Here is a 24,644-nt window from a genome sequence, read left to right on the forward strand (position 1 = left end):
GAGCCTCCGGCCCCGTCCTTGTCCCGGTGCCCCGTAGGGGCGCGGGGAACTGCGCGACAAGCCACGACGCGCCCGCAGACGAAGGCCGTGCGTCGGCTGCGGGCCGTCGGTGGCCGATCGCGCCCACGCGGCGGCAGCCGCAGATCGACACCGCCCCGCGCCCCTGACGGGGCGCTGCTAGAACTCGTCCTCCATGGCCGTGTCGCAGGCGGCGCACACCCGGTCGGCGTACTGCGGGGGGTACCAGGAGTCGGCCGAGGGCTGCCACGGCGTGCTCTTCATGTCGAACGTGTCCCTGCCGCAGAACGTCCGCGGCCCCGCGGAGGAGGATCCCGGGGCGGTGGGCGCCGCGTGCACCAGGTGGGGAGCGGCGGCGTCCTCGCCGGCCGCGTCCGCGTCCGCCGCGGTCACCGGCCGGTCGAACTCGTAGACGATGACGATTCCCTTCATGCGTCCACCGTAGGGCGGCTGCCGGGAACGGCCGGGACGCGCGCCGGGGCGCGTTTCCGGACAGGGGGTGGGAAAAGCGCCCCGCGCCGAAACGGTTGGCCGGGGCGTTCCGGCCATGGGCCGGAGCTGTGCGGTCCGTGCACGGCGCAGGGGAGCGTCCTTCGTACCGCCCGTGCCACCGGTCTTTGCCGGATAACCGGTTACGGGTCATTGGCGGGTTCACGGCGCTGTGTGCGGCCGCAAGGCCGACGTACCGTCACGCCGACGGTCGCGCCACAGCGCGACGCGCGCATCGAGCGGAGGTCCCGGAATGTCGGTATTCCCGTACAGGCAGTCGTTCGACGGCACCGCAACGCCCGCGAACTGGAAGCTGCTGGGCTCGGCACGGATGACGGGGCAGGGCTGGCTCAGCCTCACGCAGAACCGGACCTTCCAGGCGGGGACGGCGCTGTACGACCGCGCCTTCCCCAGCGACAACGGGATCTCCGTGCAGTTCGACCTCGCCGCCTACGGCGGCAGCGGTGAGGTCGCCGACGGCATGTCGTTCTTCCTGATCGACGGCAGCACGGAGACCGGCGCGGGCGGCCCCGGCGGTGCGCTGGGATACGCCAGCTACCACAAGGGCCAGGCGGACAAGAAGCCCGGCGTCACCAAGGGGTACGTGGGCATCGGCATCGACCAGTACGGGTCGTTCTCCAATCCGACCCAGGCCGGCGACACCGGGCCGGGGCAGCGGCCGAACAACGCCGTCATCCGCGGTTCGGGCAACGGCTACGACGGCTACCGGTACCTCGCCGGAGCCGCTCTGCCCACCCTCAGCCTCTCGCGGCAGTCCCCGACCCGCGTGCTGCTGTCGATCATCTCCAAGAAGGTGACGGTCGCGGTGCGCGAGGGCAACAACTGGCGGGCGCTGATCGAGAACTACGACCTCGGCGCCGCCACGGGACAGGTGCCGCTACCGGCCACGCTGAAACTCGGGCTGTCGGCCGCCACCGGCGCGGTCACCAACAACTACGAGGTGCGCAACCTGGAGGTCACCCTCCCGGCGGACGTCCCGCTGCACATGGAGGGCCCGCAGACGCTGCAGGCCGGCTCGCCCATCGGCTACACCATCAAGGTTCGCAACAACGGCCCCAACGCCGTGCCCGACGCGCGCGTCCACGGCAAGATCCCCAGCGAGGTGACCGGCGCGGCCTTCGGGACGTTCGTGTTCACCGGCGGGGCGAGCGCCGGGCAGGGGAGCATCCAGGACGGCACGTACACCCAGCTGCTCACCCTTCCCGTCGGCGGTGCGGTCACCATGCCGCTGAACGGCACGGTCAAGGAGGGCGTCGCCGGCGGCATCACCTGCGACGGCACGGTCACCTCGGAGACCGTCGCCAACACCTCGACGCACTACTCCGACTCCGTGACGACCACGGTGACCGCGCCGCCGGCCCAGGCCGACGTGCCGCTGACGATGACGGGCCCGGCGAGCGCCGACGCGGGCAAACCGGTCACGTACCGCATGACGCTGGTGAACAACGGCCCGGCCGCCGTGCCCACGGCGAAGATCACGGGGACGATCCAGCAGCTCGGCGACGTCCACCTGGACGCCACCCGGGTTTCCGGCGGCGTGGTCGCCGAGCAGGGCACGGTGTCGGGCAACACCTTCACGCAGCCGTTCTCCGCCTTCCCCAAGGGCGGCCAGGCGGTCGTGCTGCTGACCGGAACCATCAACCGCAGCCACACCGGCGACATCACCGCGACCTCCGAGAGCGACACCGGCAAGGTCACCAACACCTCGCCCCACAAGAAGGGCTCGGTCACCACCACGGTCGGTCCCCCGCAGACCGACGTCACCTACACGCAGAGCGGCCCCTCCCAGCAGAGCTGGCCCGCGGGGTGGGAGGGCTTCGTGTGGACGTACAACTTCAAGCTCAAGGCGACCGCGCAGCGGATCTGTGAGTGGACGCTCCGCTTCGACGTCACCTCGCCGGGGAGCATCTTCAACCAGGGAGGCAACCCCGACCACTGGTACACGGTCACCAAGGACGGCGCCGACGGCACCATCGCCATCCAGTCACCGCGGACGGGGCACTGCATCGAGCCCCATACGGAACTGACCGTGACAGTGTGGGTGTTCAACAAGAACAGGACCGACGGCGTGATCACCAACGTCCGGGCGTACGCGACCTGACCCTGAGACCCCTAGGTGCCCGCCGCCTCCCCGGCGGCGGGCACGTACGGCCGCGTCGCTACCGCCGTACCGGCGCCGTCGGCGCGGGCGGCTGGTGACCGTCGACGGAGAGCCGGCCGCTGAGCCACCTCAGGGCCGGCGGGATCTCCCGGCGCCAGGTGTTGAAGTTGTGACCCCCGCGGTCGAGGGTGATCGACGAGACACGGGCCGGGTGCTTGACCTTCTTGATGAACTGCTGGGTCGGCCGGTAGTTCGACTCGCCCTGGCGCGAGGTCGTCACCAGGAACGAGGTCTTCCCCTGCGGCAGGTGGTCCAGGGACCACAGCAGATCGGATCGTTTCTCCTCTTTCTTGTTCCCGTGGAACAGGTCGCCGGAGTCCGCGTCGATCTCCGGCTTGTAGTCCGCCGAAAGGCCCACCCCGGCGGCGTACGTCTCCGGGTGCTGCAGCGCCATCTTCAGGGCGCAGTAGCCGCCGGTCGAGTCCCCGACGATGGCCCAGCCGTGCGGCGAGGCGCCGGTGCGGTACGTGCTCGCGACCGCCTTGACGACGTCCGTGCCGAAGAAGGTCTCGCTCTGCGGGCCGCCGGGCACGTCGATGCACTGGGTGTTGGCCGCCGAGATCGTCGGCCGCATCATCACCAGGATCATCGGCTGCATCCGCTTCTGCTTGGCCTGCGTCCACGCCGTCTTGGGGTAGCGCAGGCCCTTGACCAGGTTCTCCGCCGCGCCCGGATAGCCCGTCAGGACGACGGCGGCGGGGAACCTGCGCTGCTCGTTGCCCTTCTGGAAGTACTCCGGCGGCAGGTAGACGTACGCCTGGGCGGCGCTGCGCGAGCGCTCCCCGTGGACGACGACCTTCTCGACCACACCGCCCACCCGCGGCTTGCTGCCGCCGGGCACCTCGGGCGCCTGCCGCCCGAGGACCTGCACGGCCGTGCCGCCCGCCGGCGCCGCCTTCACCGGGGGCTTGGTGCCGGCGAGGTCCGCCCACGAGTCGTAGATCAGGAAGTTGCGGTTGGCCGCGAGGGCGACCGAGGAGAACAGCAGGGCCTGGCCGAGGACGAGCACTGCCACGCGCCCCAGCACATGTCTCCAGGTGCGGCCGCCCAGCCGTGGCCACAGCCACACGGTGAACGCGAACATCAGTACTGTGCACACCACCGTGCACAGCAAAAGCGTGCTACTCGTCAGGCCCATGGATGAGCTGTTCCCTCTGTGCTTGCCGTTCCGGCCTGGACGCATCCGTCCAGAGCACTGCCATTCGGTGTGCACCAGGCTAGACAGCCGTTCGCGGCCAAACGTTCCACCTCATGCTTGTGGCCTGTGCGACGCCGGCCGGCCGGCGTCGGGCCGGTCGCCCCAGCCGGCCCGCGCGATCAGGTCGTACCAGTCCGGCAGCGCCCCCTGCGGCAGGTGACGGCGCAGCAGCTGCCCGGCGAAGCCCAGCGGGCCGGCCTTGGCGGGGTCGGCCAGGGCCTGCCCGACGATCAGGTCGGTCAGCGCGTAGGCCAGGTCCTCGCGCGGGAAGGCGGCGTGCACCCGCTCCGCGAACCCCTCGGGCAGCAGCTCCCGGCCGTGGCCCAGCACGTCGGTGCCGATCCCCAGATGGGCCAGTTCGACCTCCGGGCCCTTGCGGGTGGCGATGCCCTCCGAGGTGTGCAGGGCCACGGCGTCCCACACCACGGCCGCCCGCTCCTCGGACGCACCGTGCTCGCGCAGGAAGCGGACGGCCAGGTCGGCGCCGTCCACCTCGAACCGCTGACGGCCGTTGCCCTGCTCGGACAGGCCCAGGTCGTGCAGGACACAGCCCAGGAAGACCAGCTCGTCGTCGAAGTCCGTCCCGGCCGTCCAGCCACGGTGGTCGGCCACCGCCCGGGCGAAGAGGTAACTGCGCACGCTGTGCCGGAAGACGACCGCCGGCTCGACCTCCTGGGCGTAGCGCAGGGCGTGGCCGGCGAGGTCCGTGCGCGGCAGGTCGAAGTCGTCGTGGACGGGGGCCATGCGGAGGCCTCCTTACGTGATCGGGGCGTTCTCCCCGATCCTGCGGCCTTGCCGGGCCCCCGCCCAGTGGCACGAATGCCGATCTGCGCTAAGTTCTGGCCATGACTGTGGTGGCCGTTCTCGCGCTCGACGGCGTCGTCCCCTTCGAGCTGTCCGTCCCCGGCCAGGTCTTCGGCACCGCCAACCAGGCAGCGGGCCGGGTGCACTACGACATCCGCGTCTGCGCCCCGGACCGGAGCGCGGGGACCTCGCCCGGGCACGGTGCCTTCCGCCTGCACACCCCGTACGGCCTCGATGCCCTGGAGGAGGCCGACACCGTTGTCGTCCCCGCCCACGCCGGCTTCCTGGACCCGCCCCCGGGCGCGGCCGTCGAGGCGCTGCGGCGTGCGGCGGAGCGCGGGGCCCGCATGGCGTCGGTGTGCGTCGGCGCCTTCACCCTGGCCGCCACCGGACTCCTGGACGGCCACCGCGCCACCACCCACTGGAAGTACGCCGGCGAACTCGCCCGCCGCCACCCGCGCATCGACGTCGACCCCGCCGTCCTCTTCGTCGACCACGGCGCTCTGATCACCTCGGCCGGGGTGGCCGCCGGCCTCGACCTGTGCCTGCACCTGGTGCGCCGCGACCTCGGCGCGGACCTCGCGGCGGCCACCGCCCGGCGTACCGTCATGCCGTTGCAGCGCGACGGCGGGCAGGCCCAGTACATCGAACACCCCCTGCCGCCCGCCGACCCCTCCGCCCTCCAGCCGGTCCTGCGCTGGATGGAGGACAACCTCCACCGCCCCCTCACCCTCGCCGACATCGCGGCCCGCGCGAACGCCAGCGTCCGCACTCTCAACCGCCACTTCCGGTCCCAGACCGGGACCACCCCGCTGCAGTGGCTCCTGCGCGCCCGCATCCACCGGGCCCGGCAACTGCTGGAAACCACCACGCTGTCCGTGGCGCACATCGCGGACCGCACCGGCTTCGGCTCCCCGACCACGCTGCGCCACCACTTCACCCGCCACACGGGCACGTCCCCGCAGGCCTACCGCGCGGCTTTCCGGTAGGGCGAGGACGTCCCGTCGATCAGGCTTTGTGGCGCACGACGCACAGGCCCCAGATCACGAAGGCGGACAGGGCGATGACGACGAGCGACCACAGCGGGTAGTAGGGCAGGGAGAGGAAGTTGGCGAGCAGGACGAGTGCCGCGACGGCTATGCCCAGCACTCTGGCCCAGGTGGAGACCTTGAAGAGGCCGACGCCCACCATGACCGCCGCGATGCCGAGGAAGAGGTGCACCCAGCCCCAGCCCGCCACGCTGAATTTGTAGACGTAGCTCGGTGTGCTGACGTACACCGCGTCGTGGACGATCGCCGAGATGCCCCGGAAGATGTCCAGGAATCCCACGATCAGCATCATCACGGCTGCGAACACCGTCAGTCCTGCCGCTGCCGCCGCGGACCTCTCGGTGTGGGGATCGAGCGAGGACGACATGGCCCGTCTCCTTTTCTTGGCTCGGTTCTTCTGTGCTCGGTTGCGGGAAATCAGTGCAGGATCTTCTCCTTGGCCCGGCGGAACTCCTCGTCGGTGATGTCTCCCCGGGCGCGGATCTCCGAGAGTTTCGCGAGTTCGTCCGCCTGGCTCCGGGTGCCCGGGGTGCCGGCGGTCTCACGGATGTACTGGTCGATCGCCTCCTGCTGGGCACGGGCGTGGCTGCGCTCGCGTGCGCCCATGCCGCGGCCCCGGGCGAGGACGTAGAGGAGAACGCCCAGGAACGGCAGGAGGATGGTCAGGACCAGCCAGCCCGCCTTGGCCCAGCCGCCGAGCCTGTCGTCACGGAAGATGTCGGCGATCACCCGGAACAGCAGGATGAACCACCAGACCCACAGGACGATCCACAGAATCGTCCAGAAGGCACCCAGAAGCGGGTAGTCGTAGGCCAAGTACACGGATGCGCTCATGGTCCCTCCGCACCTTTCCCCTGCGGTCGATGCGCGTGGTCTGTGCGTATGCCTCCAGCGTCGCGGCGGCCGGCTGCCGGCGCCTCACTCGTTGCGGGTGACCGTGCCCCGCGTGCCGTCCGCCGGGCCGTCCCCCGGGCCGTTCGTCGTGCCGTTCACCGGGCCGTTCGTCGTGCCGTCGGCCGTGGCGGCCGCCGCGAGGACGGCCAGGACCGCCAGCACGGCGACGGTGATGAGCAGGACCAGGGCCACGCAGGCCGCGGTCGGGTAGTTCCACAGCACCAGGGCCAGGACGGCCCCGGCGATGACGATGCCCGTGGTCCAGGGCCGGTGCCCCTGCAGCCAGCGGCCCGTCGCGCCGGTGCGCAGGCCGCTGCGGGCCATCGCCCGGCCCGTGGCGCCCGTGCCCCGGGCGCTGACCGAGCGGACGAAGCGGGCGCCGCGCCCGGGCCCGTACAGGTACCCGGCCACCGCCGTGATCACCGCGGTCACCAGGACCGTGCGGGTGCTGCTGCGCAGGAAGCGTACGAACGTGTCGTAGATCGAGGCGGCCGCATCGGGCGGCAGGGCCGTGGGCGGGACGGAGTCGAGGTAGACGCGCCGTGCGATCGCCAGCCCTGCCAGAAGCAGCAGCATCATCACGCCGATGCCGATGGCCGCGCTCATCATCGCCACCCGGTGCGCGGGAGCGCTCCACACGGCGACGGCTGCCAGGACGATCGTGACGACGGGCAGCCAGGTGCCCAGGGTGTCGAGCAACTGCATCGCGTTCTGCGCGTCGTCGAGCTTGTCGGTCTGGAACAAGGTGACCGACTTGTCGACATCGGGGATGGCCGAGGCCTTCTGGTAGCCCTCGTCGACCAGCTTCTGCTTGACCTTGTCCACGACGGTGCCCAGGTCCAGGACGACCGCGTCGCCCTTCGCCTGCACGGCGCTGTTGCCCTCGCCGGTCAGCGTCTTGACGACGGCGGCGTGGGCCCTGCGGTTGGCACCGTTCCACGCTTGCGCGAACTGGTCGCTCGTGACGACCTTGTCGACCACCCCGTGGACCGCGCTGGTCATGGCGTTCTTCAGCGGACCGGCGAGCAGGTGCGACTTGTCGACGACCGGAGGCGGGGCGTTCGTCCTGGCCAGGGCGTTGCTGAGGGCGTCCGTGATGGCGTTCACGTCCACGTTGTCCATCACCCGTGCGGTGAGCCGGTCCGTCACGGTCTTCTGCACGGAGGGGTCCCTGGCCAGCGGCGCGACGGTCTGCACATAGCGGTCGGTGTCCGAGACCTGGGTATGGGCCCAGGTCGCCACCACCGCGAGCGGGGAGAGCACGAAGGCCACGACGAGCAGCACGGACGTCACGGCATAACGCAATCGCCGGTGACGCAGCTGTTCGCGGTCCCGCAGGCGCCGGTACTCCTGGACCTCGGCCGGGCTGAGCGGAGGTTCGGTCATGGCCCGTTCCTTTCGCCGTTCGCCGTGACTCCACAGGGTGCTCCCGTGCCCTGCGCCAGGGATCACCCGCCGGGGGTGAGAGGGCCGGGCGCCGCTATTCCTCCGGCAGGCGCCGCATCTCCTCCACCCGCAGGCCGAGGTCCTGGAAGCGCAGGAGGAGCCCGTACAGGTGCGCCTCGTCCATGACCCTGCCGATGCACAGCGTCTGCCGGGGCGCAGGGCTCAGGTCCAGCTCCGGGAACGTCTCCGCCAGGAGCCGGGAGACGATGCCGTTGACGCGGAATTCGTAGCGCATGTCCTTGCCGCTCCCACTGCCGGTCCGGTCGCCTTCCCCCTCACCGTGCGCGCCGGTAACGCGCCCCCGCACCACCCGCAACAGGTGGCACGCCACCCGTATGCAGGGCCGTCACAACAGCCGCAGTTCCCTGCCGCGTTCCACCGCGTCGCGGCGCCGGGACACGCACAGCTTGCGGTAGACGCTGCGCAGGTGGGTCTTCACGGTGTTGACGGACAGACCGAGCTCGGCCGCGATCTCGTCGGCCGACATCATCCGTTGCACGCAGGCCAGCACGTCGCGTTCGCGGGCGCTCAGCGGTTGCAAGGAGCCGGGGAAGGGGCAGCCGTTGCCCGGTGCCCGCTCGGTGAGCCAGCCGCTGCGGGCCCGGAGCGCTGCGGCCCCGCCGGACCGCTCCAGCAGGTACGGCAGCCAGGGGCCCGCTTCGGCGAAGGGACGGCGCAGCCGCTGCGGCCGGGCGGCGTCCAGCGCGTCGCCCACCAGGCGCTCCGCCGTCGCCTTCTCGCCCTGTGCCACTGCTGCCTGGGCCCGCAGCAGCCGGGCGGCCACACGGTCCGCCATACCGGCGTGCGGCGTGTTCTCCGCGCGCCCCAGCAGGGCCAGGGCGCGACCGGTGCTCCCCATGGCGAGGCGGGAACGGGCCAGGGCGACCAGGGCAGCCGCTCCCGCGCCGCCGCCGCGCAGGGCGGCCACGGCCGCCCGGTGGTCCCCGCGGGCCTGGGCCACGCCGGCCCGGGCGAGGGCCAGCTGCTGGGCGGGCCAGGGCTCCGCTGCGGACACCCGGCCGGCCAGGACCCGCGCGGCGGCCTCCCAGCGGCCGTGCGCCAGCTCCACCTGGCAGCGCAGGGTGGCTTCCCGCGTGCTCAGCAGGGGATCCGACCGGGTGTCGGGGCAGCGGGCAGCCTCCTCCGCGCGGCGGCGGGCTGCCTCGGCGTCGCCCTGGTCCAGGGCCACGGCGGCCAGGGCGAGGTGCCCCGCCCCCGACCGCAGGTCCGGCGGCAGGCCGTGCCGGTCGGCGACCGCCAGCGCACCCAGCGCATGGTCCTCGGCCGCCGTCAGGGCGCCGTCGGCGCTCTCGGCCAGCGCGAGCAGGCCGAGGCACGTGTGCCGCAGGCGGACGGCCGTTGCGGGCGGGCAGGCGCCGACGGCCTCGGCGAGCGTCCGGCGAGCGGCGTCGAGCGGGCCGCAGCCCAGGAGGGTGCGCGCCAGCCCCTGCAGGCGCAGGGCCTCCAGACCGGGGTGCGCGCCGATGTGCTCGGCCGTCGGCCGGAGCGTCGGGTCGGCGGCCACGGCGGCCGCTTCCTCGCCCACCTCTTCGCCCACCTCCTCGCCCGCCCCCGGTCCCTCGCACGGCCCGTACGGCAGGCTCAGCAGGCGCAACAGTGCGAGGGTGAGGCGGAATTCCGGCGTCACGGCCTCCGGCCGCCCCTGCCGTGCGGCGTCCTCGGCCGGGCGCAGACGCGCCCGGCACCCCGGCCCGTCGTGCCGGACCAGCCGGCACGCCGCCGCCACCAGGGCCGGCTCGGCCCCGGACACGGATGCGGGCATACGGGAGAATGTCTGTTCGATGCGGCTGGTCTCCGGTCCGACGAGGAGGTCCGTCACCAGCAGCCCCCGTACGGCCTCCGAGGCGGCGAACCGCCACTGCCCGGCCTGCACCGCGTGCTGAAGCGCCTCGGCCGGCCGTCCGGCCGAGGCCAGCCGGCGCGCGGCACGCCCGTGCAGGCGCGGCACGAGCGCGGGATGCCGCAGGTGCAGACGCCTGCGGAGCACCCCGGCGAACAACGGGTGGAGGCGGTAGCAGTCGGTGCCCGGCACGGGCTCCAGGAAGACGCTGTCCCGCCCCAGCCGCTCCAGCACTGCCTCGGCGCCCGGGCGCCCGGTCAGGGCGTCCACCACGGCGGGATCGACCCGGTCGAGGATGCTGCTGCGCAGCAGCAGCTCCCGGACGCCCGCGGGCTGGGCGTCGAGCACCTCCGTGAGCAGGTAGTCGCTCACCGCCCGCTCCGAGGCGGCGAAGGACCGGACGAATCCGGCCGGATCACCGCAGCCCTGCAGGGCCAGGACGCACAGCCGCAACCCGGCGGCCCACCCCTCCGTGCGCCGCGTCAGCCCCTGGACGACCTCGTCCCGCACGGCCTCGTCCCGCACGACCAGGTCGTGGGCGCGCAGCAGCAGTGCCGTCTCGTCCGGGGTGAAGGCCAGCGCACCGCCGCGGATCTCGGTGAGCCGGCCCTCGGCCCGGTAGCGGTGCAGCGGCAGCAGGGGATCCACCCGGCTGCTCACGACGAGGTGGAACCCCGCTCCGGCGTGCGCGAGAAGGAAGTCCAGCCCGGCCGGCACCTGGCGGCCCGTCACCTTCTCGAAGCCGTCGAGCACCAGCACCACCGGCTCGGCCGGGCCTTCCAGCGCCGCGGCGAGCCGTACGAGCAGCGACGAGGCGACACGGCCGGGGCAGGCGGGCACCGGCAGATCGGACAGGCGCCCCGGCACGGCCCGCCGCAGGGCCTCGACCACGTAGCTCCAGAAGACGCCCGGCGCCCCGTCACCGGGATCGAGCGTCAGCCAGGCCACCGGCCCGGGCGCCGCGCCGGCGCGCACCCACGCGGCGCACGCTGCGCTCTTCCCCGCCCCGGCGGGCCCGGCGACCAGGGTCAACGGCCCCCGCACACCCGCGCTCAGAGCGTCGAGCAGCCGTGTCCGCGCCACGAGCGCCGGCGGCACCGCAGGCGGCGCAAACTTCGTCGCGAGCAGCGGATCGCCGGACCAGGACAGCACCGGCCCCTGCGCCGGCCGTTCCGTTGCGGGCATTGCCTCACCACCGTGGGGAGACGACCCGGCGCCGGGCCCATCCGCCGTCGTCCCGGCCCGGGCCGCCTCGGTGTGACCGCTCCGCCTCCATGGTCACCGCGCCGGGCGTTGATCGCACCCTGCCACCCGGGTCCCGCGCTGCGGTCCGGCCGGGTGACACCCGCACTTCCAAGGCACGGGCTCGCCCCCGCGCCGTCCTAAGGTGCGAACGAGCGGCCGCCCGGGCCCGGACGGCGGAGAGGCGCAGGCGTGAAGAGATGGCGGCCCCTGGCAGTGCTCGGGACGGCACAGTTCCTGATGGTCCTGGACACCTCGGTGATGAACGTCTCGATCAGCAAACTGGTCGAGGACTTCGACACCGAAGTCACGGCGATCCAGGGCGTCATCACCCTGTACACCCTGGTCATGGCCGCCTTCATGATCACGGGCGGCAAGCTCGGGGACGCGTTCGGGCGCCGCCGCACCTTCGCCGCCGGCCTGGTCGTCTACGGAGCCGGATCCGCCGTGACCGCCCTGGCACCGGCCCTGTGGGTACTGGCCCTGGGCTGGTCGGTCGTCGAGGGCCTGGGCGCCACCCTGGTCCTGCCGGCCCTGGCCGCCCTCGTCGCCGGGGCCTACCGGGGCCGGGAGCGCTCGGTCGCCTACGGCGTCATCGGCGGCCTCGCCGGCGCCGGCATCGCCGTCGGACCGCTCCTGGGCGGATGGGTGACGACGTACCTGACCTGGCGGCTGGTCTTCGCCGGGGAAGTCGTGGTGGTCCTCGCCATGCTCTGCGTGCTGTCCTGGGTCCCCGACGTCCCGCCGGGCCCCAGGACCGCACTCGACCACCTGGGCGTCGTGCTCTCCGCGGCCGGCCTCGCCCTCGTCGTCGTGGGCGTCCTGCAGTCGAGCTCCTGGGGCTGGCTCGAACCCCGCAATCCGCCCTTCACCGTCCTCGGGTTCTCCCCGACGCTGTTCGCCGTCGCCGCCGGGGCCGTCCTGCTGTGGCTGTTCTGCTCCTGGGAACGCCGGCGGCAGGCCCGGGGCGGTGAACCCCTGGTGCGCCTGGCGCTGTTCGAGAACCCCCCGCTGCGCTCCGGACTTTCCATGCTGCTCTGCCAGAACCTGGTGCTGCTGGGCCTGTTCTTCGTCATTCCGCTCTACCTCCAGGTCGTGCAGGGCCTGAACGCCTTCCAGACCGGTCTGCGCCTGCTCCCGGTGTCCGTGACCATGCTGCTGTCCGCCATGACCGGCCCGCTGCTCGGCCGGATCGCCGCCCCGCGGACAGTGGTGCGCTGCGGCCTGCTGGTGCTCATCGCGGCGGCCGTGTGGCTCCTGGCGACCATCGAGCCCGAGATCGACAACCTCTCCTTCGGCCTCGCCATGGCCGTCCTCGGCATCGGCATGGGGCTGCTCGCCTCACAGCTGGGCAACATCGTGCAGTCCGCCGTGGGGGAGCAGGAGCGCAGCGAGGTCGGCGGCCTGCAGTACACCGCGCAGAACCTCGGATCGTCCGTGGGCACCGCGCTCATCGGCTCCCTGCTGATCGGCGCCCTGGTCCACGCCTTCACCACGCAGATCGAGAACAATCCGAAGATCTCGGAAGCCGTGCGGCACCAGGCCGGTGTCGCCATGGAGGCGGGCGTGAGCTTCGTGAGCACCGACCAGGTGCGCGCCACCGCACAGCGCGCCGCCCTGCCGCCGGCCGAGGCGGACGCAGTCGTCGTCTCCTACGCCACCGCACAGCTCCGCAGCCTCAAGGCCGCCGTCCTGGCGGCCGCCGTCATCCCCCTGCTGGCCCTCCCGTTCACCCGCCGGCTGCCCGCCGAACGACCCGCAGCAGGCACCGACGCAGGCACCGGGGGGAGGGGCCGGTGAGCGCGGTCCTGCGCCCCCTGGGCACCGTGACGGGCCTGCTCCTCGCCTACTACCTGCTGCCCTTGAACCAGCGGTTCGAAGGAGGCGCCGCCGTGGGCCTGGTGCTGGGCCTGACCGGCGTGACGGCCCTGTTCACCTGGCAGATCCGCAGCATCCTGCGCTCCCCGCGGCCCCGGCTGCGGGCCGTCGAGGCCCTGGCCGCCACCGTTCCGCTGTTCCTGCTGCTCTTCGCGGCCACCTACTACCTCATGGAACAGGCCCGGGCGGGCAGCTTCACCGAACCCCTCACGCGCACCGACGCGCTCTACTTCGCCCTCACCGTCTTCAGCACCGTCGGGTTCGGCGACATCACCCCGCACACCGAAGACGCACGGATCGTGACCATGGTGCAGATGACCGGTGACATCCTGCTCCTGGGCGTCGCCGCCCACGTCGTCGTCGGCGCCGTGCAGTCGGCACTCGCCCGGGGGCCCGCCGGGCGCACCTGAGGGCGCACAGGCGGCCGCGCTCACCCGTGGCGGGTGAGGCGGTGCCCGGGCGCCGGCGCCGACGGTGGGGTGCGTGGCGGACGAGTCGGTGACGGTGGAGGCCCAGGCCCTGCTGCCGATGATCTGGGCCGACCCGCAGCACATGCCCGAACAGCTGGCCCTCTTCGCGGTCCGCAGGTTCGGCCCGCGGGCCCGTGCGGCCACGGACCGCCGCCGGCGGCGCAAGCCGCACGCCGGTCACGACGAGCTCGCCGGGGACGCCGTTGCCCACGGCACCCGGATGACGATCGCCGACGGCGCTGCGCTGGGCGGCCCGTTCGTCGTCCTGGTGCCCCTCGCCTTCGTGGCCGCCCTGCTGTCCCAGGCCCGGATGGTGCTGGAGCTGGCCGACCTCGCCGGCCACGACCCGCGCAGCGAGCAGCGGGCTGCCGACCTGCTGGTCCTGCAGGACGTCCACCCCTCGACCGAGGCGGCCGGGAAGGCGCTCGCCCAGGTGCCGCGGCATCCGCCGGGAGGCAGGGGCCGGATCCCCCGGCGGACCCGCTGGTCCCTCGTCGTACGGATGGCGGCGATCCTCGGTATCACCGGCGGCGGCGAGAAGCACAGCAGGACGCGGCGGATCGTGTCGACCGCCGTCATCGCGGCGCTGTTCCTCCTGGGCATGGTGCTGCCACTGATCTGGGTGCCGGCGCTCGCAGTGATCTACCGGCAGAACACCCTGCGCCTCGGGGCGAAGGCCCTGCAGTACTACACCCCGGGCGCCGCCGGAGACGCGCTCCGGCACCGGCGGTCCTTCCCCCACGTGCCCCGGATCGCGGGCGTCGCGGTCATCCTGCGCTTCCTGGCCCTGACACTGGTGCCCGTCGCAGCCGCCGCCGCGGTCGCCCTGGCGGGCGAACGACTGGCCGGCGGCTTCTGGGGCACCGCCGCGATCGTCCTCGTCGCGCTGTCCCTGCTCGTGGCAGGGCTGTGGTGCGTACGCCGCCGGGTGCGGGGATGACCCGCTGCGCAAGGCGGCGCGGCCCGCCGGCGGACTCCCGCCGGCGGGCCGCGCCGTGCAGCCCTACCGACCGAGCGCGGCGGCGCCGGCCCGGGCGAACTTCTCGTCGAGGTCGCCGCTGGGGGCGCCCGCCACGCCGATGCCCGCCACCGGGGCGCCCTTCGCCTGGACGGGGACGCCACCGGGCAGGAACAGGGTGCCGGGAATGTCCTTCAGGTTCGGGGTCTGCGAGAGGCGGCCGACCAGGACGGAGGTCGGGGCGTTCCAGGAGACGGCGGTGAACGCCTTCTTCTCGGCCGAGGCGTACGACTGCGGTCCGGCCCCGTCACCGCGCAGCGTGACGATCGTGTTGCCATTGCGGTCGACGACGGCGACGGAGACCTTCTGGCCCTCCTTGGCGGCGGCCTCCAGGCCCGCCTGCGCGGCCTTGGTGGCGGCGGCGACGGACAGGTGGGCGGACTGCACGAGGTTCCCGTCGGCCGCATCGGCCTTCACCGTGGTCTTCGTACCGGCCTCGGGGGCGGCGGCGCTGGCGGCGACCGCGCCGACGGTCGCGGCGGTTCCGGCGGCGACGAGGGCGGCCGTGGTGGCGAGGAGCTTCTTCTTGGTGCTGTTCATGGCTCGATCCTCCGGCCGCCACCGGGGCCCGGGCCTCGACCCGGCGGCTGCTCCTCGCGAGCGCAAAGGCCGACCTCCGTGTCGTCCGATCGGTTGATGCGAGGATGGGCCCCGCAGGTGACCATGGGCGCAACCGCGCAGGTCGAGGAGGGTTCGGATGACGAGGACAGGGACGCCGGCACGGGCCGGCGCCGCTCCCGTGCCCGCACCCGCCGGCGCCCCGGGCCCCGGCCCCGCCCCGCAGGAGGCCGCCGCCTCCGGGGAGCGCCGGCTGCGCCTCGTCATGCACGCCGCGTTCTTCCTCCTCCTCGGCGCCTCGCTGGCGCGGTTCCTGATCCGGCACCCCGGCGAGCCCCGCACCCCGTGGATCATCGGGCTGTGCGCCGGGCTGGCCCTGCTGTACGTGCTCGGCCCGGCACCGTTCGCCCGCACCGCCCCGCGCCGGCTGGTGTGGCTCGGTGCGGTCGTGGCCGTCTGGATGGTGCTGGTGGTCCTCGCGCCGAGCTTCGCCTGGTGCGCGGTGCCGCTGTTCTTCACCGGCCTGCACACCCTGCCGCCGCGCACGGCCCTCGCCCTGGTCACCGTGCTCACCGCCTTCGTCGTGGGCGCCCAGCTCAAGCTCTCGCCCGGCGGCTTCGACCCCAACCTGGTGCTCGCGCCGCCCGCCGTCGCCGCCATCGCCACCGCCGTCTTCGTCCACATGCGCCGGCAGTCCGACCACCAGCGGCAGCTGATCGACGACCTGATCAGCACCCGGCGCGAGCTGGCCGCCACCGAGCGCCGCGAGGGCACCCTCGCCGAGCGCCAGCGCCTGTCCATGGAGATCCACGACACCCTCGCCCAGGGCCTGTCCAGCCAGCAGATGCTGCTGCAGGCGGCCGACCGGGTCTGGACGGCGGACCCCGGGGCCGCCCACCGGCACGTCCGTACCGCCGCCTCCATCGCCGGCCGCAACCTTGCAGAGGCCCGCCGCTTCGTCCGCGACCTCGCCCCCGCCGACCTCGCCGGCGGGGGCACCCTCCAGCAGGCGCTGCGCGCCCTGGCCGCACGCGAGGCGCAGGAGAGCAAGGGCCTCGCCGTCCGCTGCCACATCGAGGGCACGCCGGCCCGGCCGCTGCCCGAGCGCGTCTCCTCCGCGCTGCTGCGCATCGCCCAGGGCGCCCTGGCCAACGTCCGCGAACACGCCGGCGCCACCACGGCGACCCTCACCCTGACCTTCCTCGGCGACCAGGTGGTCCTGGACGTCGCCGACGACGGCCGCGGCTTCGACGCCCGGGCCGCCGGCGCGCCCGGCGCGCGGGGGCACGGCCTGCCCGCGATGCGCGCGAGGGCCCGGCAGCTGGGCGGCGTCCTGACGCTCGAGACGGCGCCCGGCGAGGGCACCGTCCTGTCCGCCGCCGTCCCCCTGCACCTCACGGAAAGCGCGCCATGACCCCGGCCCCCGTCCGCGTCCTGCTCTGCGACGACCACGCCGTCGTCCGCGCCGGCCTGCTCGCGCTGCTCGGCAGCGAACCCGGCTTCGAAGTGGTCGGCGAGGCCGGCAGCGGCGAGGAGGCGGTGGCCGCGGCCGCCCGGCTGCGGCCCGACGTCGTCCTGATGGACCTCCAGCTCGGCCCCGGCATCGACGGGGTCGAGGCCACCCGCCGCATCGCGGCCACCGGCACCCACGTCCTGGTGCTGACCACATACGACACGGACGCCGACATCACCCGCGCCATCGCCGCGGGCGCCATCGGCTACCTGCTCAAGGCCGAACGCCCCGAGGAGCTCTTCGCCGCCCTCCACGACGCGGCCCAGGGCCGCACCACGCTCTCGCCGCCGGTCGCCAGCCGCGTCATGAGCCGGCTGCGCGGCGCCGCCCGCCCCGCCCTGACCGCCCGCGAGCTCGACATCCTCGCCCAGCTCGCCCAGGGCCTGGGCAACCGCGACATCGCCCGGGCCCTGTTCATCAGCCAGGCCACCGTCAAGACCCATCTGGGCCGCATCTACGACAAGCTGGGCGTCGACACGCGGGCGGGCGCGGTGGCGGTGGCCAAGGAGCAGCGCCTGCTGCCCTGAGCGGTCCGGGGGAACGGCCGCGACAATGGCGGCAGAGGACCACCCGCGCACGGCGCGCACAGTCAGGAGGCCGCCATGCTCACTGACGCACAGCGCAGGGCGAAACAGCCGGTCAGCGCCCTGCTGGCCGGTCCGTACGGACACCCGCTCCACCCGATCCTGATCACCGTGCCGATCGGCGCGTGGGTGGCGAGCCTGGTCTTCGACATCGCCTCCCACCTCACCGGCGACCCCGGCTTCCTCACCCGCGGCTCCCCATGGCTGATCGCCCTGGGCGTGATCGGCGCCCTCGCCGCGGCCCTGGTGGGCCTCCTCGACCTGCGGGCCATCCCCTCCGGCACCCCGGCGTTCCGCGTGGGCGTCACCCACATGGCCCTGAACCTGCTCGTGACCCTGGCCTACGCCGGCGACTTCGCGTGGCGCCGCGCCGCCCAGCCGCCCGAGCAGGCCGTACGGCCCGCGATGCTCGCCCTGTCCGCCGTCGCCGTGGCCCTGCTCGGCATCTCCGGCTACCTGGGCGGCAAGCTCGCCTACCGCTACGGGGTCCGCGTGGCCGACGAGGACACCCAGGCGGAGGGCTACACCGGCCACGGGCCGTAGGGGGCGCGGTGAAGCTGTCGTTCCTCGACCGGCTCTACGAGCAGCCGGGCCCCTGGGCGAGCGTCTACCTGGACACCTCCCAGGACATCGACGACCCCGAGCGCGCCATCGCCCTGCGCTGGCGCCACCTGCGCGAGGACCTCGTCGCCGGGGGCGCGGACAGCGAGACGGCCGACGCCCTCGCGGACGTCCTGGGCGCCGACCGCGAGGTGGCCGGGCGCCACGGGCAGGCCCTGTTCGCAGCACGCGGCCGGCTCGTCCTCGTCGAGGAACTGCCCGAGCCCCCGCAGCGCGACGTCGCGCGCTTCGGCCCGCTGCCGCACGCCCTGCCCCTGGCCGTCCACCACGCCCCGGAGATCCCCTACGCCGCCGTCGCGCTGGAGCACCTGACGCCGGAGCCCGAGGAGGTGCTCGTCGAGGTGGAGAGCGGGCGCTGGCCCATGAGCAGGGTCGTCCCGGGCCCCGCGGCCACCTACCGGGTCCCGGCCGGAGACTGGCCGCAGCAGGCGCCCGACATCGCCCGGCACCTGCAGGAACTGGCCGGCAGCGGCGACGCCGAGGTGATCGTCGTACGGGCCGGCGCCACGGCCGAGTGGGCGCGCGGGGTGCTGGTGGGCCACCTGCCCCGGCGCGTACGCGACCACCTGATCACCGTACCGGGCGTGGCCACGGCACAGCAGACGCCGCCCCGGCCGGGCCCAGGCCGGGCCCTGCTGGAGGACGAGCTGGGCGACCTGCTCGCCGACCGCCCGAGCACCGCCGACCACCGGCTCCTCGACAGCTACCGGGCCCAGCACGCACGGCGGCCCGAGGCCTCCGACGGCCTGACCGCCGTCACCGCCGCCCTCCAGCAGGGCCGGGCCGAGGCCCTGCTCGTCAACACCCCCGTGAGCATCCCCGCCCCCGTCTGGACCGGCACCGAGCCCCACCGGATCTCCCTGTCCCCCGAGGAACTGCGGGCCTTCGGCGAACCCACCGTCCGCCAGGAGACGGCGGAGGACGCCCTGCTGTGGGCCGCCGTCGGCACGGGCGCCGAACTCGTCGTCGTCCCCCGCGACACCCTGCCCCTGCACGACGGCGTCGGCGTGCTGCTGCGCCACTGACGGGACGGGCACCCCGGGGACGCGGCGGCCGGGACATCCGCCGGGACATCTGCTTAGGCAGGGGCGCAACGGATACCCGGGTACCGGGACGCCGGGACGTACGGCCACGACCCACGGGAGGGCCATGAGCACCGCATCAGCGGGAACCCGCGTGATCGTCACCGGGGCCACCGGCAACCTGGGCACGGGCATCGTTCGCGCCCTGGCCGCCGACCCCGCGATCGCATCGGTGACAGGGCTGGCCCGGCGCGTGCCGACCTGGCTGCCGGAGCGGACCACCTGGGTCGGCGTCGACCTCGGCGACGAGCGCACCGACCTCACCGGAGTCTTCCGCGGCGCCGACGCGGTCATCCATCTGGCCTGGCTGTTCCAGCCCACGCACACCCCGCACGTGACCTGGCGCACGAACGTCCTGGGCAGCCTGCGCGTCTTCGACGCGGTCGCCGCCGCCGGCGTCCCCCTGCTCGTCCACACCTCCTCCGTCGGCGCCTACTCGCCGGGCCCCAAGGACCGCCCGGTCGGCGAGGACTGGCCGACGCACGGCTGGCCGGGAGCCGCCTACACCCGCGAGAAGTCCTACCTGGAGCGGGTCCTGGACGCCTTCGAGCAGCGCCACCCCGGCGTCCGCGTGGTCAGGATGCGCCCGGCCTTCGTCTTCCAGCGCACCGCCGCCGTCGAGCAGCGCCGGCTGTTCGCCGGGCCCCTGCTGCCCCGGGCGCTCGTCCACCCCGAGCTCCTGCCGTTCGTCCCCGACGTCCCGGGCCTGCGGTTCCAGGCCGTGCACACCGCGGACGTCGCCGACGCCTACCGGCTCGTACTGGACCGGGACGTGCGCGGGGCGTTCAACCTGGCCGCAGGGCCACCGATCGACGCCGAGATCCTCGCCGGCATGTGGAAGGCCCGCGTGCGACGCGTACCGCTGCGGCTGGTGCGGCCCGCGCTGGCCGCGGCGTGGCGGCTGCACGCGGTGCCCGCCTCCCCGGACCTCTTCGACGCCGTGCTGCGCCTGCCGTTGATGGACTGCACGCGCGCCGGACGGGAGCTGGGCTGGCGCCCGCGGTTCACCGCCGTCGAGGCGGTGGCGGAGTGCGTCGAGGGACTGCGGGACGGCAGCGGCGGCCCCACGCCGCCGCTGGCGGCGAGGACCCCGGGAGGCCGGGCCCGCGAGGTCGGCACCGGCGTCGGCACCCGGCCCTGAGGAGGCGTGGGGCCGCCTGGAATGCGGCGACGGGACGCCGGTCGAGGATCAGGCGGGCATCCGCGGGCTCACGGTCATGCGGATGTCGTCGGCCGCCCACAGCACGAACCGTTCGACCGGCGTCACCTCGTGGCCCGGCACGGGCCGGAAGCGCAAGCGCTTGAGCAGGACGGCCAGGACGAGTTCGGCCTCCACCATGGCCAGGGCGGCGCCCTCGCAGCTGCGCGGTCCCAGGCCGAAGGGGACGTACGCCAGCCGGGGCCGCCGGGCCACCTCGTGCGGCGCGAACCGCTCCGGCAGGAAGCGCTCCGGGTCCGGCCAGTGGGCCGGGTTCATGTGCACGGCCCAGAACGGGTAGAAGACCGTCGTCCCCGCCGGGATCTCGTGGTCGCCCAGCGTCAGGGGCCCGGTCGTCTGGCGTGCGCCGTACGGGCCGGGCGGGAACAGCCGCATCGCCTCCTTGAGGACCATCTCCAGGTACGGCAGCCGCCGCAGGTCGGCGTACGCGGGCGCCGGCCGGTCGCCCAGGACGCGGTCCAGCTCGCCGGCGACGCGTCCGGCCACCTCCGGATGACGCCCCAGCAGGTGCAGGGTCCAGGAGACGGCCACGCCCGTCGTGTGGTGCGCGGCCAGCATCGTCATCATGACCGTGTCGCGGATGCGCGCCGGCCGCTCACCGGCCTCGACGAGCGCCCCGATCAGATCGCTGCGGTCCGTGCGGCCGCCGCAGCGGTGTGCCGCGACCACCTGGTCGACCATCGCCCGCAGGCGGGCGAGCGCCTCCCGGGCCCGCTCGGCACGCTCCTGCTCGCCCTGCCCTTCGGGCGCCGGCACCCGGTAGAGCCGGCCCAGGTACTCGGTGAGCACCTCCTCGAACGCGGCGACGGCCGCCTCGGGATCCACGGCCTCGCCCCCGAGCGCGTACACGCCGATCATCCGCAGCGACAGCGTGGTGAGGTCCTTCTGCAGGGCGACGGGCCCGGCGGCGCCCCGCCGCTCCCAGCGGTCGGCCAGCTCGGTCACGAGCTCGGTGAACCGGGCGAAGTGCCGCTCGTGGGACGGGCGCCCGGCCAGCACCGACAGCAGCACGCGCCGCCACGGCGCGTGCTCCGCGGCCGGCATCACCTGCAGGTTGCCCGCCTCGAAGAACGGCTCCAGGAACGCGAAGAGGCGCTCCGGCCGCTCGTCGAGGTGCGCCGTCGCCTCCAGCAGCACCGGATCGGCCACCGAGACGGCCCGCTCCGCGCCCGGTAACTGGAACCGTACGAGCGGCCCGTACGCGGCGTGCAGCTGCAACTGGTAGGCGTGCAGCCCGCCCGCCGCCGCGACGGCTGCGGCGCCGCCGTCGGCACGGGGCGCGGGCCCGGGAATGCCCTCCATCGTCACCCTCCTTCTGCCCTACTGCCTCATAGGCCGAACACCCCCCGCAGCGCCGCGGCGAAGTCCGCCGGGTGCGTCAGGTACCCCACGTGCCCGCCCGGGAAGTCGGTGATCCCGGCCCCGACGTGCAGGGCCAGGGCCTCGGTCGTCCGGTGCAGGAGCGTGCGCGGTCCCTCGCCGCCGACCACCAAGGTCAGCGGCGCCGCCCGCAGCGCCTCGACGTCCGGCCGGAACCGGACGAAGGAGCGCAGCTCGTACGCCAGGGCCGTCTCCGCATTGGCGTGGATGCGCGCCAGCATCTCCCGGACGGGCGCCGGGTGGTGCTCGGCGGGCTCCGGGGGACCCTCCACGCCGACCGCCGCGGCGAACCTGCGCAGCGCCGCTTCGGTGCCCTCGCGCCGGTACTGCTCGTACACCTCCTGGAAGAACCCGTGCCAGCGCTCGGCGTCGGGCAACAGGCCGACCACGAACGGCTCGTGCGCCACCAGCGCCCGCACCCGGTCCGGGTGCCGGGCCACCAGGTCCATGCCGACCATGGCGCCGTAGCTGGTGCCCAGCACGTACGCCGGTTCGCCGGCGGCGACCTCGTCGAGCAGCAGGCGGGCGTCCTGGGCGTGCTGCTCGATCCACTGCGCCTCGGACGGGCCCGTCAGGCGGCTGTGGGAGTTGCCGCGCGGATCGTAGGTGACGACGGTGCAGACCTCGCTGAGCAGGCGGGCCAGCGGCGCGTACATGGCCGCGTCACCGTCACCGCCGTTGACGAGCAGCAGGGGCGGACCGGATCCGCGCACCGTGTACGCGATCTCGGCGCCCGGCACGGGCAGCACAGCTGTCTTCATGACAGTCCAGGGTGTCGGGCGGGCGGGGGCGGGGGCAATGGACTCAGCGGGGCGGGCGGACGGACAGGGCGTGGCGGAACTCGTCGCGCGGATCCCAGTGCGCCTTGACGCGCTGCAGACGGGCGTAGTGGCCCTTGTAGTAGAGGGTCTGCCACGGCGTTCCGGAGGTGTTGAGTGCGGGGTCGGCGAGGTCGGTGTCGGGGTAGTTGATGAAGGACCCGTCGCTGCCCGAGCCGGGCACGGGCACGCCGCCGCTGTCGGCGTACACGTCCCGGTACAGCTCGCGCACCCATCTCAGGCAGGGCCCGCTGTCCTGCGGGGAGCTGTCCCAGCCGGTGAGGTAGACCGCCTTGAGGACGGAGTCCCGCTGGGCGACGGCCGTCGCCCCGACCGGAACGGTGTTGACCTTGCCGCCGTAGGAGACGAGCCACACCGAGCCGTCCAGCGCGTCGCCCGCCGCACTCGTCAGGTGCTCGTGCAGCACGCCGATCTGGAGGTCCGTGAAGCGCTTGCGCAGGTAGCCCGCCTTGGCCTTGAAGGACGCGGGTGCGCTCTCCGAGACGTTCGCGTTCGCCTCCAGCCAGGGCTGTTCGCGGTGGCTCGCCGTGGGCCGTGCCCCGACCCCCTGGCCGACCGCGGCGAGATAGCCGTCCAGGAGCCGCCGGGCGCCGGAGCCGGTCGCGTCCAGCTGGCCCACCAGGTCGACGGTGCCGGCCTTGCGGCTGTTGAGCATGAGCACGCTGAACAGCCCCGCGTAGGGCGAGCCCGCCGCACTGTTGTTCTCGTGCCAGCTGCCGTGGTTGCGCACGAGCCGGGCGAAGGAGCGCGCGTCCAGGTCCTTCCACGACCACGAGGCGGAGAAGCTCAGCACGGACGCCGGGGGCCGGGGCAGCAGGCGGGCGGGATCCGGCCCGGTGGCCGCCGGGTCGCGGAACCAGTACCGGGTCACGACACCGAAGTTGCCGCCCCCGCCGCCGGTGTGCGCCCACCACAGGTCGCCCAGCGCACCGGTGGACTCCCGGGTGGCCACGACGCTCGACGCCTTGCCGGAGGCGTCCACGACCACGACCTCGACCGCGTACAGGTGGTCGACCGACAGCCCGTACCGGCGCGAGAGGGCACCGTAGCCGCCCCCGAGCACATGACCGCCGATGCCCACCTCGGCGGTGGCCCCCGCCGGGATGGTCACGCCCCACTCGGTGAACAGCCGCCGGTACACCTGGCCCAGCAGTGCGCCCGGCTCCACCGCGAACGCCCGCCGCGCCGCGTCGTAGGAGACTCCGTTCATGGGGGAGAGGTCGATGAGGGCACGCACGGACGGGTCGTCCACGAAGCCCTCGAAGCAGTGCCCGCCACTGCGCACGGCGATGCGCTTCCCCTCGAGCACCGCCTGCTGGACGGCCTGGACGACCTGCTCGGTGGTGGCGGCCACGCGCACGTAGTCGGGCCTGCCGACGAAGCGGGCGTTGGTGCCGCGCCGGGTCAGCGACGGATAGCGCGCGTCGTCCGGACGGACGGTGGCGGGGCCGGCCGGGGACGCCGGTACGGCAGCCGGCGCCGGCGCCGCCACCGCCTCGGGGGGCGCCGTCGCCACGGCGGCCGCCCCTAACGCCGCGGTGCCCGCGAGCACCCCGCGCCGCGACATTCCCGTTCCGGCCTGATCCCGCCGGTGCGAGGCGTGCTGGCGCTCGTGCTCATTGCTCGTTGCCGAAGAACTGTGCATGCCCCAACGGTGGTCCACCCCGCGCGGCGGGACATCGTCCGCAAGGGCTGGGGGGATCTCCGACCGCGGAAGGAGGGGATGCCGTTCCCAGGGAGGAGGGGACGCCCGTTGCCGCAGGTCTGCGCCCCGCTTCAGGTGACGGGCCCCGCACGGTGGGGGAGTTCGGGCAGGAGGTGGGGGTTGACGATCCGCAGGATGGCCTCGACGTCCTCGGCTTCGGCGGCCGGCCACAGCACCGCGCGGGCCCCCGCGTACTTCGCCGCGAGCCGCTCGCGCCGGTCCGGCGCAAGCCCGGCGGCCCGGTCGGGGCGGCTGTTGTGCGCGTTGTCCGCGATCTTGACCAGGACGGCGTCCGGGTCGCGGGCGATGCGCCGGATCTTCTCCTCGTAGGACACCCCGGGCTCGTCGGTGACCGCTTCCACGACGGCCACGACGCGGTCCGGGACACCCGCCGCCCGCAACGCGTCCGCCGTCCACTCCGTGTCCTCCAGCACGTCGTGGAGCAGCCCCGCCATCTGCAGCTCCGGCCCGAACGGCGCGAGGCCGGCGGCGACCGCGCGCACGTGTTCGACATAGGGGGCACCGGCCTTGTCCACCTGCCCGGCGTGCGCGCGCTCGGCCAGACGGTCCACCGCGGAGAGGGTCGTCATGCCC

The 24,644-nt window shown here is 74.0% G+C and carries 23 protein-coding genes; 10 read left to right on the forward strand and 13 right to left on the reverse strand.

What is annotated here, in order from left to right:
• Positions 1-177 precede the first annotated feature (177 nt).
• Positions 178-450, reverse strand: a complete 273-nt coding sequence (locus ABD361_RS14345; protein WP_344435540.1) for a hypothetical protein — start codon at positions 448-450, stop codon at positions 178-180.
• 310 nt (positions 451-760) lie between these two features.
• On the opposite strand from ABD361_RS14345, the gene ABD361_RS14350 reads away from it, so the two are divergent.
• Complete coding sequence (locus tag ABD361_RS14350) at positions 761-2,629, forward strand: lectin-like domain-containing protein (protein ID WP_344435542.1); 1,869 nt, start codon at positions 761-763, stop codon at positions 2,627-2,629.
• A gap of 58 nt (positions 2,630-2,687) precedes the next feature.
• On the opposite strand, the gene ABD361_RS14355 is transcribed toward ABD361_RS14350, so the two are convergent.
• Together ABD361_RS14355 and ABD361_RS14360 are read right to left on the reverse strand one after the other, a co-directional pair.
• Entirely contained in the window at positions 2,688-3,827 is a 1,140-nt protein-coding gene (locus ABD361_RS14355; RefSeq protein WP_344435543.1) for an alpha/beta hydrolase, read from the reverse strand.
• A gap of 111 nt (positions 3,828-3,938) precedes the next feature.
• Positions 3,939-4,631, reverse strand: coding sequence for an HD domain-containing protein (locus tag ABD361_RS14360; protein ID WP_344435544.1), 693 nt, complete (start codon positions 4,629-4,631; stop codon positions 3,939-3,941).
• Between the two features lie 101 nt (positions 4,632-4,732).
• On the opposite strand from ABD361_RS14360, the gene ABD361_RS14365 reads away from it, so the two are divergent.
• A complete protein-coding gene (locus ABD361_RS14365) occupies positions 4,733-5,680 on the forward strand; it encodes a GlxA family transcriptional regulator (RefSeq protein ID WP_344435545.1) in 948 nt (315 codons plus the stop codon).
• Between the two features lie 19 nt (positions 5,681-5,699).
• On the opposite strand, the gene ABD361_RS14370 is transcribed toward ABD361_RS14365, so the two are convergent.
• The 5 genes from ABD361_RS14370 to ABD361_RS14390 form a co-directional block, all read right to left on the reverse strand.
• Positions 5,700-6,107, reverse strand: coding sequence for a DUF7144 family membrane protein (locus tag ABD361_RS14370; RefSeq protein WP_344435546.1), 408 nt, complete (start codon positions 6,105-6,107; stop codon positions 5,700-5,702).
• A 50-nt stretch (positions 6,108-6,157) separates the two neighbouring features.
• A complete protein-coding gene (locus ABD361_RS14375) occupies positions 6,158-6,574 on the reverse strand; it encodes an SHOCT domain-containing protein (protein ID WP_344435547.1) in 417 nt (138 codons plus the stop codon).
• A gap of 84 nt (positions 6,575-6,658) precedes the next feature.
• Positions 6,659-8,020 (reverse strand): hypothetical protein, encoded by a 1,362-nt coding sequence (locus tag ABD361_RS14380; protein WP_344435548.1) that lies wholly within the window; start codon positions 8,018-8,020, stop codon positions 6,659-6,661.
• A gap of 94 nt (positions 8,021-8,114) precedes the next feature.
• Positions 8,115-8,315, reverse strand: coding sequence for a hypothetical protein (locus ABD361_RS14385; protein ID WP_344435549.1), 201 nt, complete (start codon positions 8,313-8,315; stop codon positions 8,115-8,117).
• 111 nt (positions 8,316-8,426) lie between these two features.
• Positions 8,427-11,126 carry a winged helix-turn-helix domain-containing protein gene (locus ABD361_RS14390; RefSeq protein WP_344435550.1) on the reverse strand — a complete coding sequence of 900 codons (2,700 nt, stop codon included), beginning with the start codon at positions 11,124-11,126 and terminating at the stop codon, positions 8,427-8,429.
• 249 nt (positions 11,127-11,375) lie between these two features.
• On the opposite strand from ABD361_RS14390, the gene ABD361_RS14395 reads away from it, so the two are divergent.
• The 3 genes from ABD361_RS14395 (at position 11,376) to ABD361_RS14405 (ending at position 14,471) form a co-directional block, all read left to right on the forward strand.
• Positions 11,376-12,983, forward strand: coding sequence for an MFS transporter (locus tag ABD361_RS14395; protein WP_344435551.1), 1,608 nt, complete (start codon positions 11,376-11,378; stop codon positions 12,981-12,983).
• Entirely contained in the window at positions 12,980-13,471 is a 492-nt protein-coding gene (locus ABD361_RS14400) for a potassium channel family protein (protein ID WP_344435552.1), read from the forward strand. The genes ABD361_RS14395 and ABD361_RS14400 overlap by 4 nt, the downstream gene beginning before the upstream one ends.
• A 73-nt stretch (positions 13,472-13,544) precedes the next feature.
• The gene (locus ABD361_RS14405; RefSeq protein WP_344435554.1) at positions 13,545-14,471 is read left to right on the forward strand and encodes a hypothetical protein; all 927 of its coding nucleotides are present in this window, start codon (positions 13,545-13,547) and stop codon (positions 14,469-14,471) included.
• 63 nt (positions 14,472-14,534) lie between these two features.
• On the opposite strand, the gene ABD361_RS14410 is transcribed toward ABD361_RS14405, so the two are convergent.
• The gene (locus ABD361_RS14410; RefSeq protein WP_344435556.1) at positions 14,535-15,089 is read right to left on the reverse strand and encodes a GlcG/HbpS family heme-binding protein; all 555 of its coding nucleotides are present in this window, start codon (positions 15,087-15,089) and stop codon (positions 14,535-14,537) included.
• A gap of 157 nt (positions 15,090-15,246) precedes the next feature.
• Between ABD361_RS14410 and ABD361_RS14415 the strand changes: the two genes are divergently transcribed.
• The 5 genes from ABD361_RS14415 to ABD361_RS14435 all read left to right on the forward strand — a co-directional run bounded on the left by ABD361_RS14415 (position 15,247) and on the right by ABD361_RS14435 (position 20,048).
• Entirely contained in the window at positions 15,247-16,521 is a 1,275-nt protein-coding gene (locus ABD361_RS14415) for a sensor histidine kinase (RefSeq protein WP_344435557.1), read from the forward strand.
• Positions 16,518-17,147 (forward strand): response regulator, encoded by a 630-nt coding sequence (locus ABD361_RS14420; RefSeq protein WP_344435558.1) that lies wholly within the window; start codon positions 16,518-16,520, stop codon positions 17,145-17,147. The genes ABD361_RS14415 and ABD361_RS14420 overlap by 4 nt, the downstream gene beginning before the upstream one ends.
• Before the next feature lie 75 nt (positions 17,148-17,222).
• Positions 17,223-17,747 (forward strand): DUF2231 domain-containing protein, encoded by a 525-nt coding sequence (locus ABD361_RS14425; RefSeq protein WP_344435559.1) that lies wholly within the window; start codon positions 17,223-17,225, stop codon positions 17,745-17,747.
• 8 nt (positions 17,748-17,755) lie between these two features.
• Positions 17,756-18,850, forward strand: coding sequence for a baeRF2 domain-containing protein (locus ABD361_RS14430; RefSeq protein WP_344435560.1), 1,095 nt, complete (start codon positions 17,756-17,758; stop codon positions 18,848-18,850).
• Between the two features lie 124 nt (positions 18,851-18,974).
• Positions 18,975-20,048, forward strand: coding sequence for an NAD-dependent epimerase/dehydratase family protein (locus ABD361_RS14435; RefSeq protein WP_344435561.1), 1,074 nt, complete (start codon positions 18,975-18,977; stop codon positions 20,046-20,048).
• A gap of 48 nt (positions 20,049-20,096) precedes the next feature.
• On the opposite strand, the gene ABD361_RS14440 is transcribed toward ABD361_RS14435, so the two are convergent.
• From ABD361_RS14440 to ABD361_RS14455, 4 genes are all read right to left on the reverse strand, one after another.
• A complete protein-coding gene (locus tag ABD361_RS14440; RefSeq protein ID WP_344435562.1) occupies positions 20,097-21,428 on the reverse strand; it encodes a cytochrome P450 in 1,332 nt (443 codons plus the stop codon).
• 26 nt (positions 21,429-21,454) lie between these two features.
• A complete protein-coding gene (locus ABD361_RS14445; RefSeq protein WP_344435563.1) occupies positions 21,455-22,267 on the reverse strand; it encodes an alpha/beta fold hydrolase in 813 nt (270 codons plus the stop codon).
• Between the two features lie 43 nt (positions 22,268-22,310).
• Positions 22,311-23,861, reverse strand: a complete 1,551-nt coding sequence (locus ABD361_RS14450) for an FAD-binding oxidoreductase (protein ID WP_344435564.1) — start codon at positions 23,859-23,861, stop codon at positions 22,311-22,313.
• Positions 23,862-24,121: 260 nt separating this feature from the next.
• Positions 24,122-24,640, reverse strand: a complete 519-nt coding sequence (locus tag ABD361_RS14455; RefSeq protein ID WP_344435565.1) for an HD domain-containing protein — start codon at positions 24,638-24,640, stop codon at positions 24,122-24,124.
• Positions 24,641-24,644: the final 4 nt, after the last annotated feature.

This window comes from Streptomyces luteosporeus (genome assembly GCF_039532865.1).
GTDB classification, from domain to species: domain Bacteria; phylum Actinomycetota; class Actinomycetes; order Streptomycetales; family Streptomycetaceae; genus Streptomyces; species Streptomyces luteosporeus.

Coding starts and splice junctions, on each gene's coding strand:
- ABD361_RS14345 (WP_344435540.1), bottom strand. CDS start 450: ATGAAGGGAATCGTCATCGTCTACGAGTTCGACCGGCCGGTGACCGCG.
- ABD361_RS14350 (WP_344435542.1), top strand. CDS start 761: ATGTCGGTATTCCCGTACAGGCAGTCGTTCGACGGCACCGCAACGCCC.
- ABD361_RS14355 (WP_344435543.1), bottom strand. CDS start 3,827: ATGGGCCTGACGAGTAGCACGCTTTTGCTGTGCACGGTGGTGTGCACA.
- ABD361_RS14360 (WP_344435544.1), bottom strand. CDS start 4,631: ATGGCCCCCGTCCACGACGACTTCGACCTGCCGCGCACGGACCTCGCC.
- ABD361_RS14365 (WP_344435545.1), top strand. CDS start 4,733: ATGACTGTGGTGGCCGTTCTCGCGCTCGACGGCGTCGTCCCCTTCGAG.
- ABD361_RS14370 (WP_344435546.1), bottom strand. CDS start 6,107: ATGTCGTCCTCGCTCGATCCCCACACCGAGAGGTCCGCGGCGGCAGCG.
- ABD361_RS14375 (WP_344435547.1), bottom strand. CDS start 6,574: ATGAGCGCATCCGTGTACTTGGCCTACGACTACCCGCTTCTGGGTGCC.
- ABD361_RS14380 (WP_344435548.1), bottom strand. CDS start 8,020: ATGACCGAACCTCCGCTCAGCCCGGCCGAGGTCCAGGAGTACCGGCGC.
- ABD361_RS14385 (WP_344435549.1), bottom strand. CDS start 8,315: ATGCGCTACGAATTCCGCGTCAACGGCATCGTCTCCCGGCTCCTGGCG.
- ABD361_RS14390 (WP_344435550.1), bottom strand. CDS start 11,126: ATGCCCGCAACGGAACGGCCGGCGCAGGGGCCGGTGCTGTCCTGGTCC.
- ABD361_RS14410 (WP_344435556.1), bottom strand. CDS start 15,089: ATGAACAGCACCAAGAAGAAGCTCCTCGCCACCACGGCCGCCCTCGTC.
- ABD361_RS14415 (WP_344435557.1), top strand. CDS start 15,247: ATGACGAGGACAGGGACGCCGGCACGGGCCGGCGCCGCTCCCGTGCCC.
- ABD361_RS14420 (WP_344435558.1), top strand. CDS start 16,518: ATGACCCCGGCCCCCGTCCGCGTCCTGCTCTGCGACGACCACGCCGTC.
- ABD361_RS14425 (WP_344435559.1), top strand. CDS start 17,223: ATGCTCACTGACGCACAGCGCAGGGCGAAACAGCCGGTCAGCGCCCTG.
- ABD361_RS14435 (WP_344435561.1), top strand. CDS start 18,975: ATGAGCACCGCATCAGCGGGAACCCGCGTGATCGTCACCGGGGCCACC.
- ABD361_RS14440 (WP_344435562.1), bottom strand. CDS start 21,428: ATGGAGGGCATTCCCGGGCCCGCGCCCCGTGCCGACGGCGGCGCCGCA.
- ABD361_RS14445 (WP_344435563.1), bottom strand. CDS start 22,267: ATGAAGACAGCTGTGCTGCCCGTGCCGGGCGCCGAGATCGCGTACACG.
- ABD361_RS14455 (WP_344435565.1), bottom strand. CDS start 24,640: ATGACGACCCTCTCCGCGGTGGACCGTCTGGCCGAGCGCGCGCACGCC.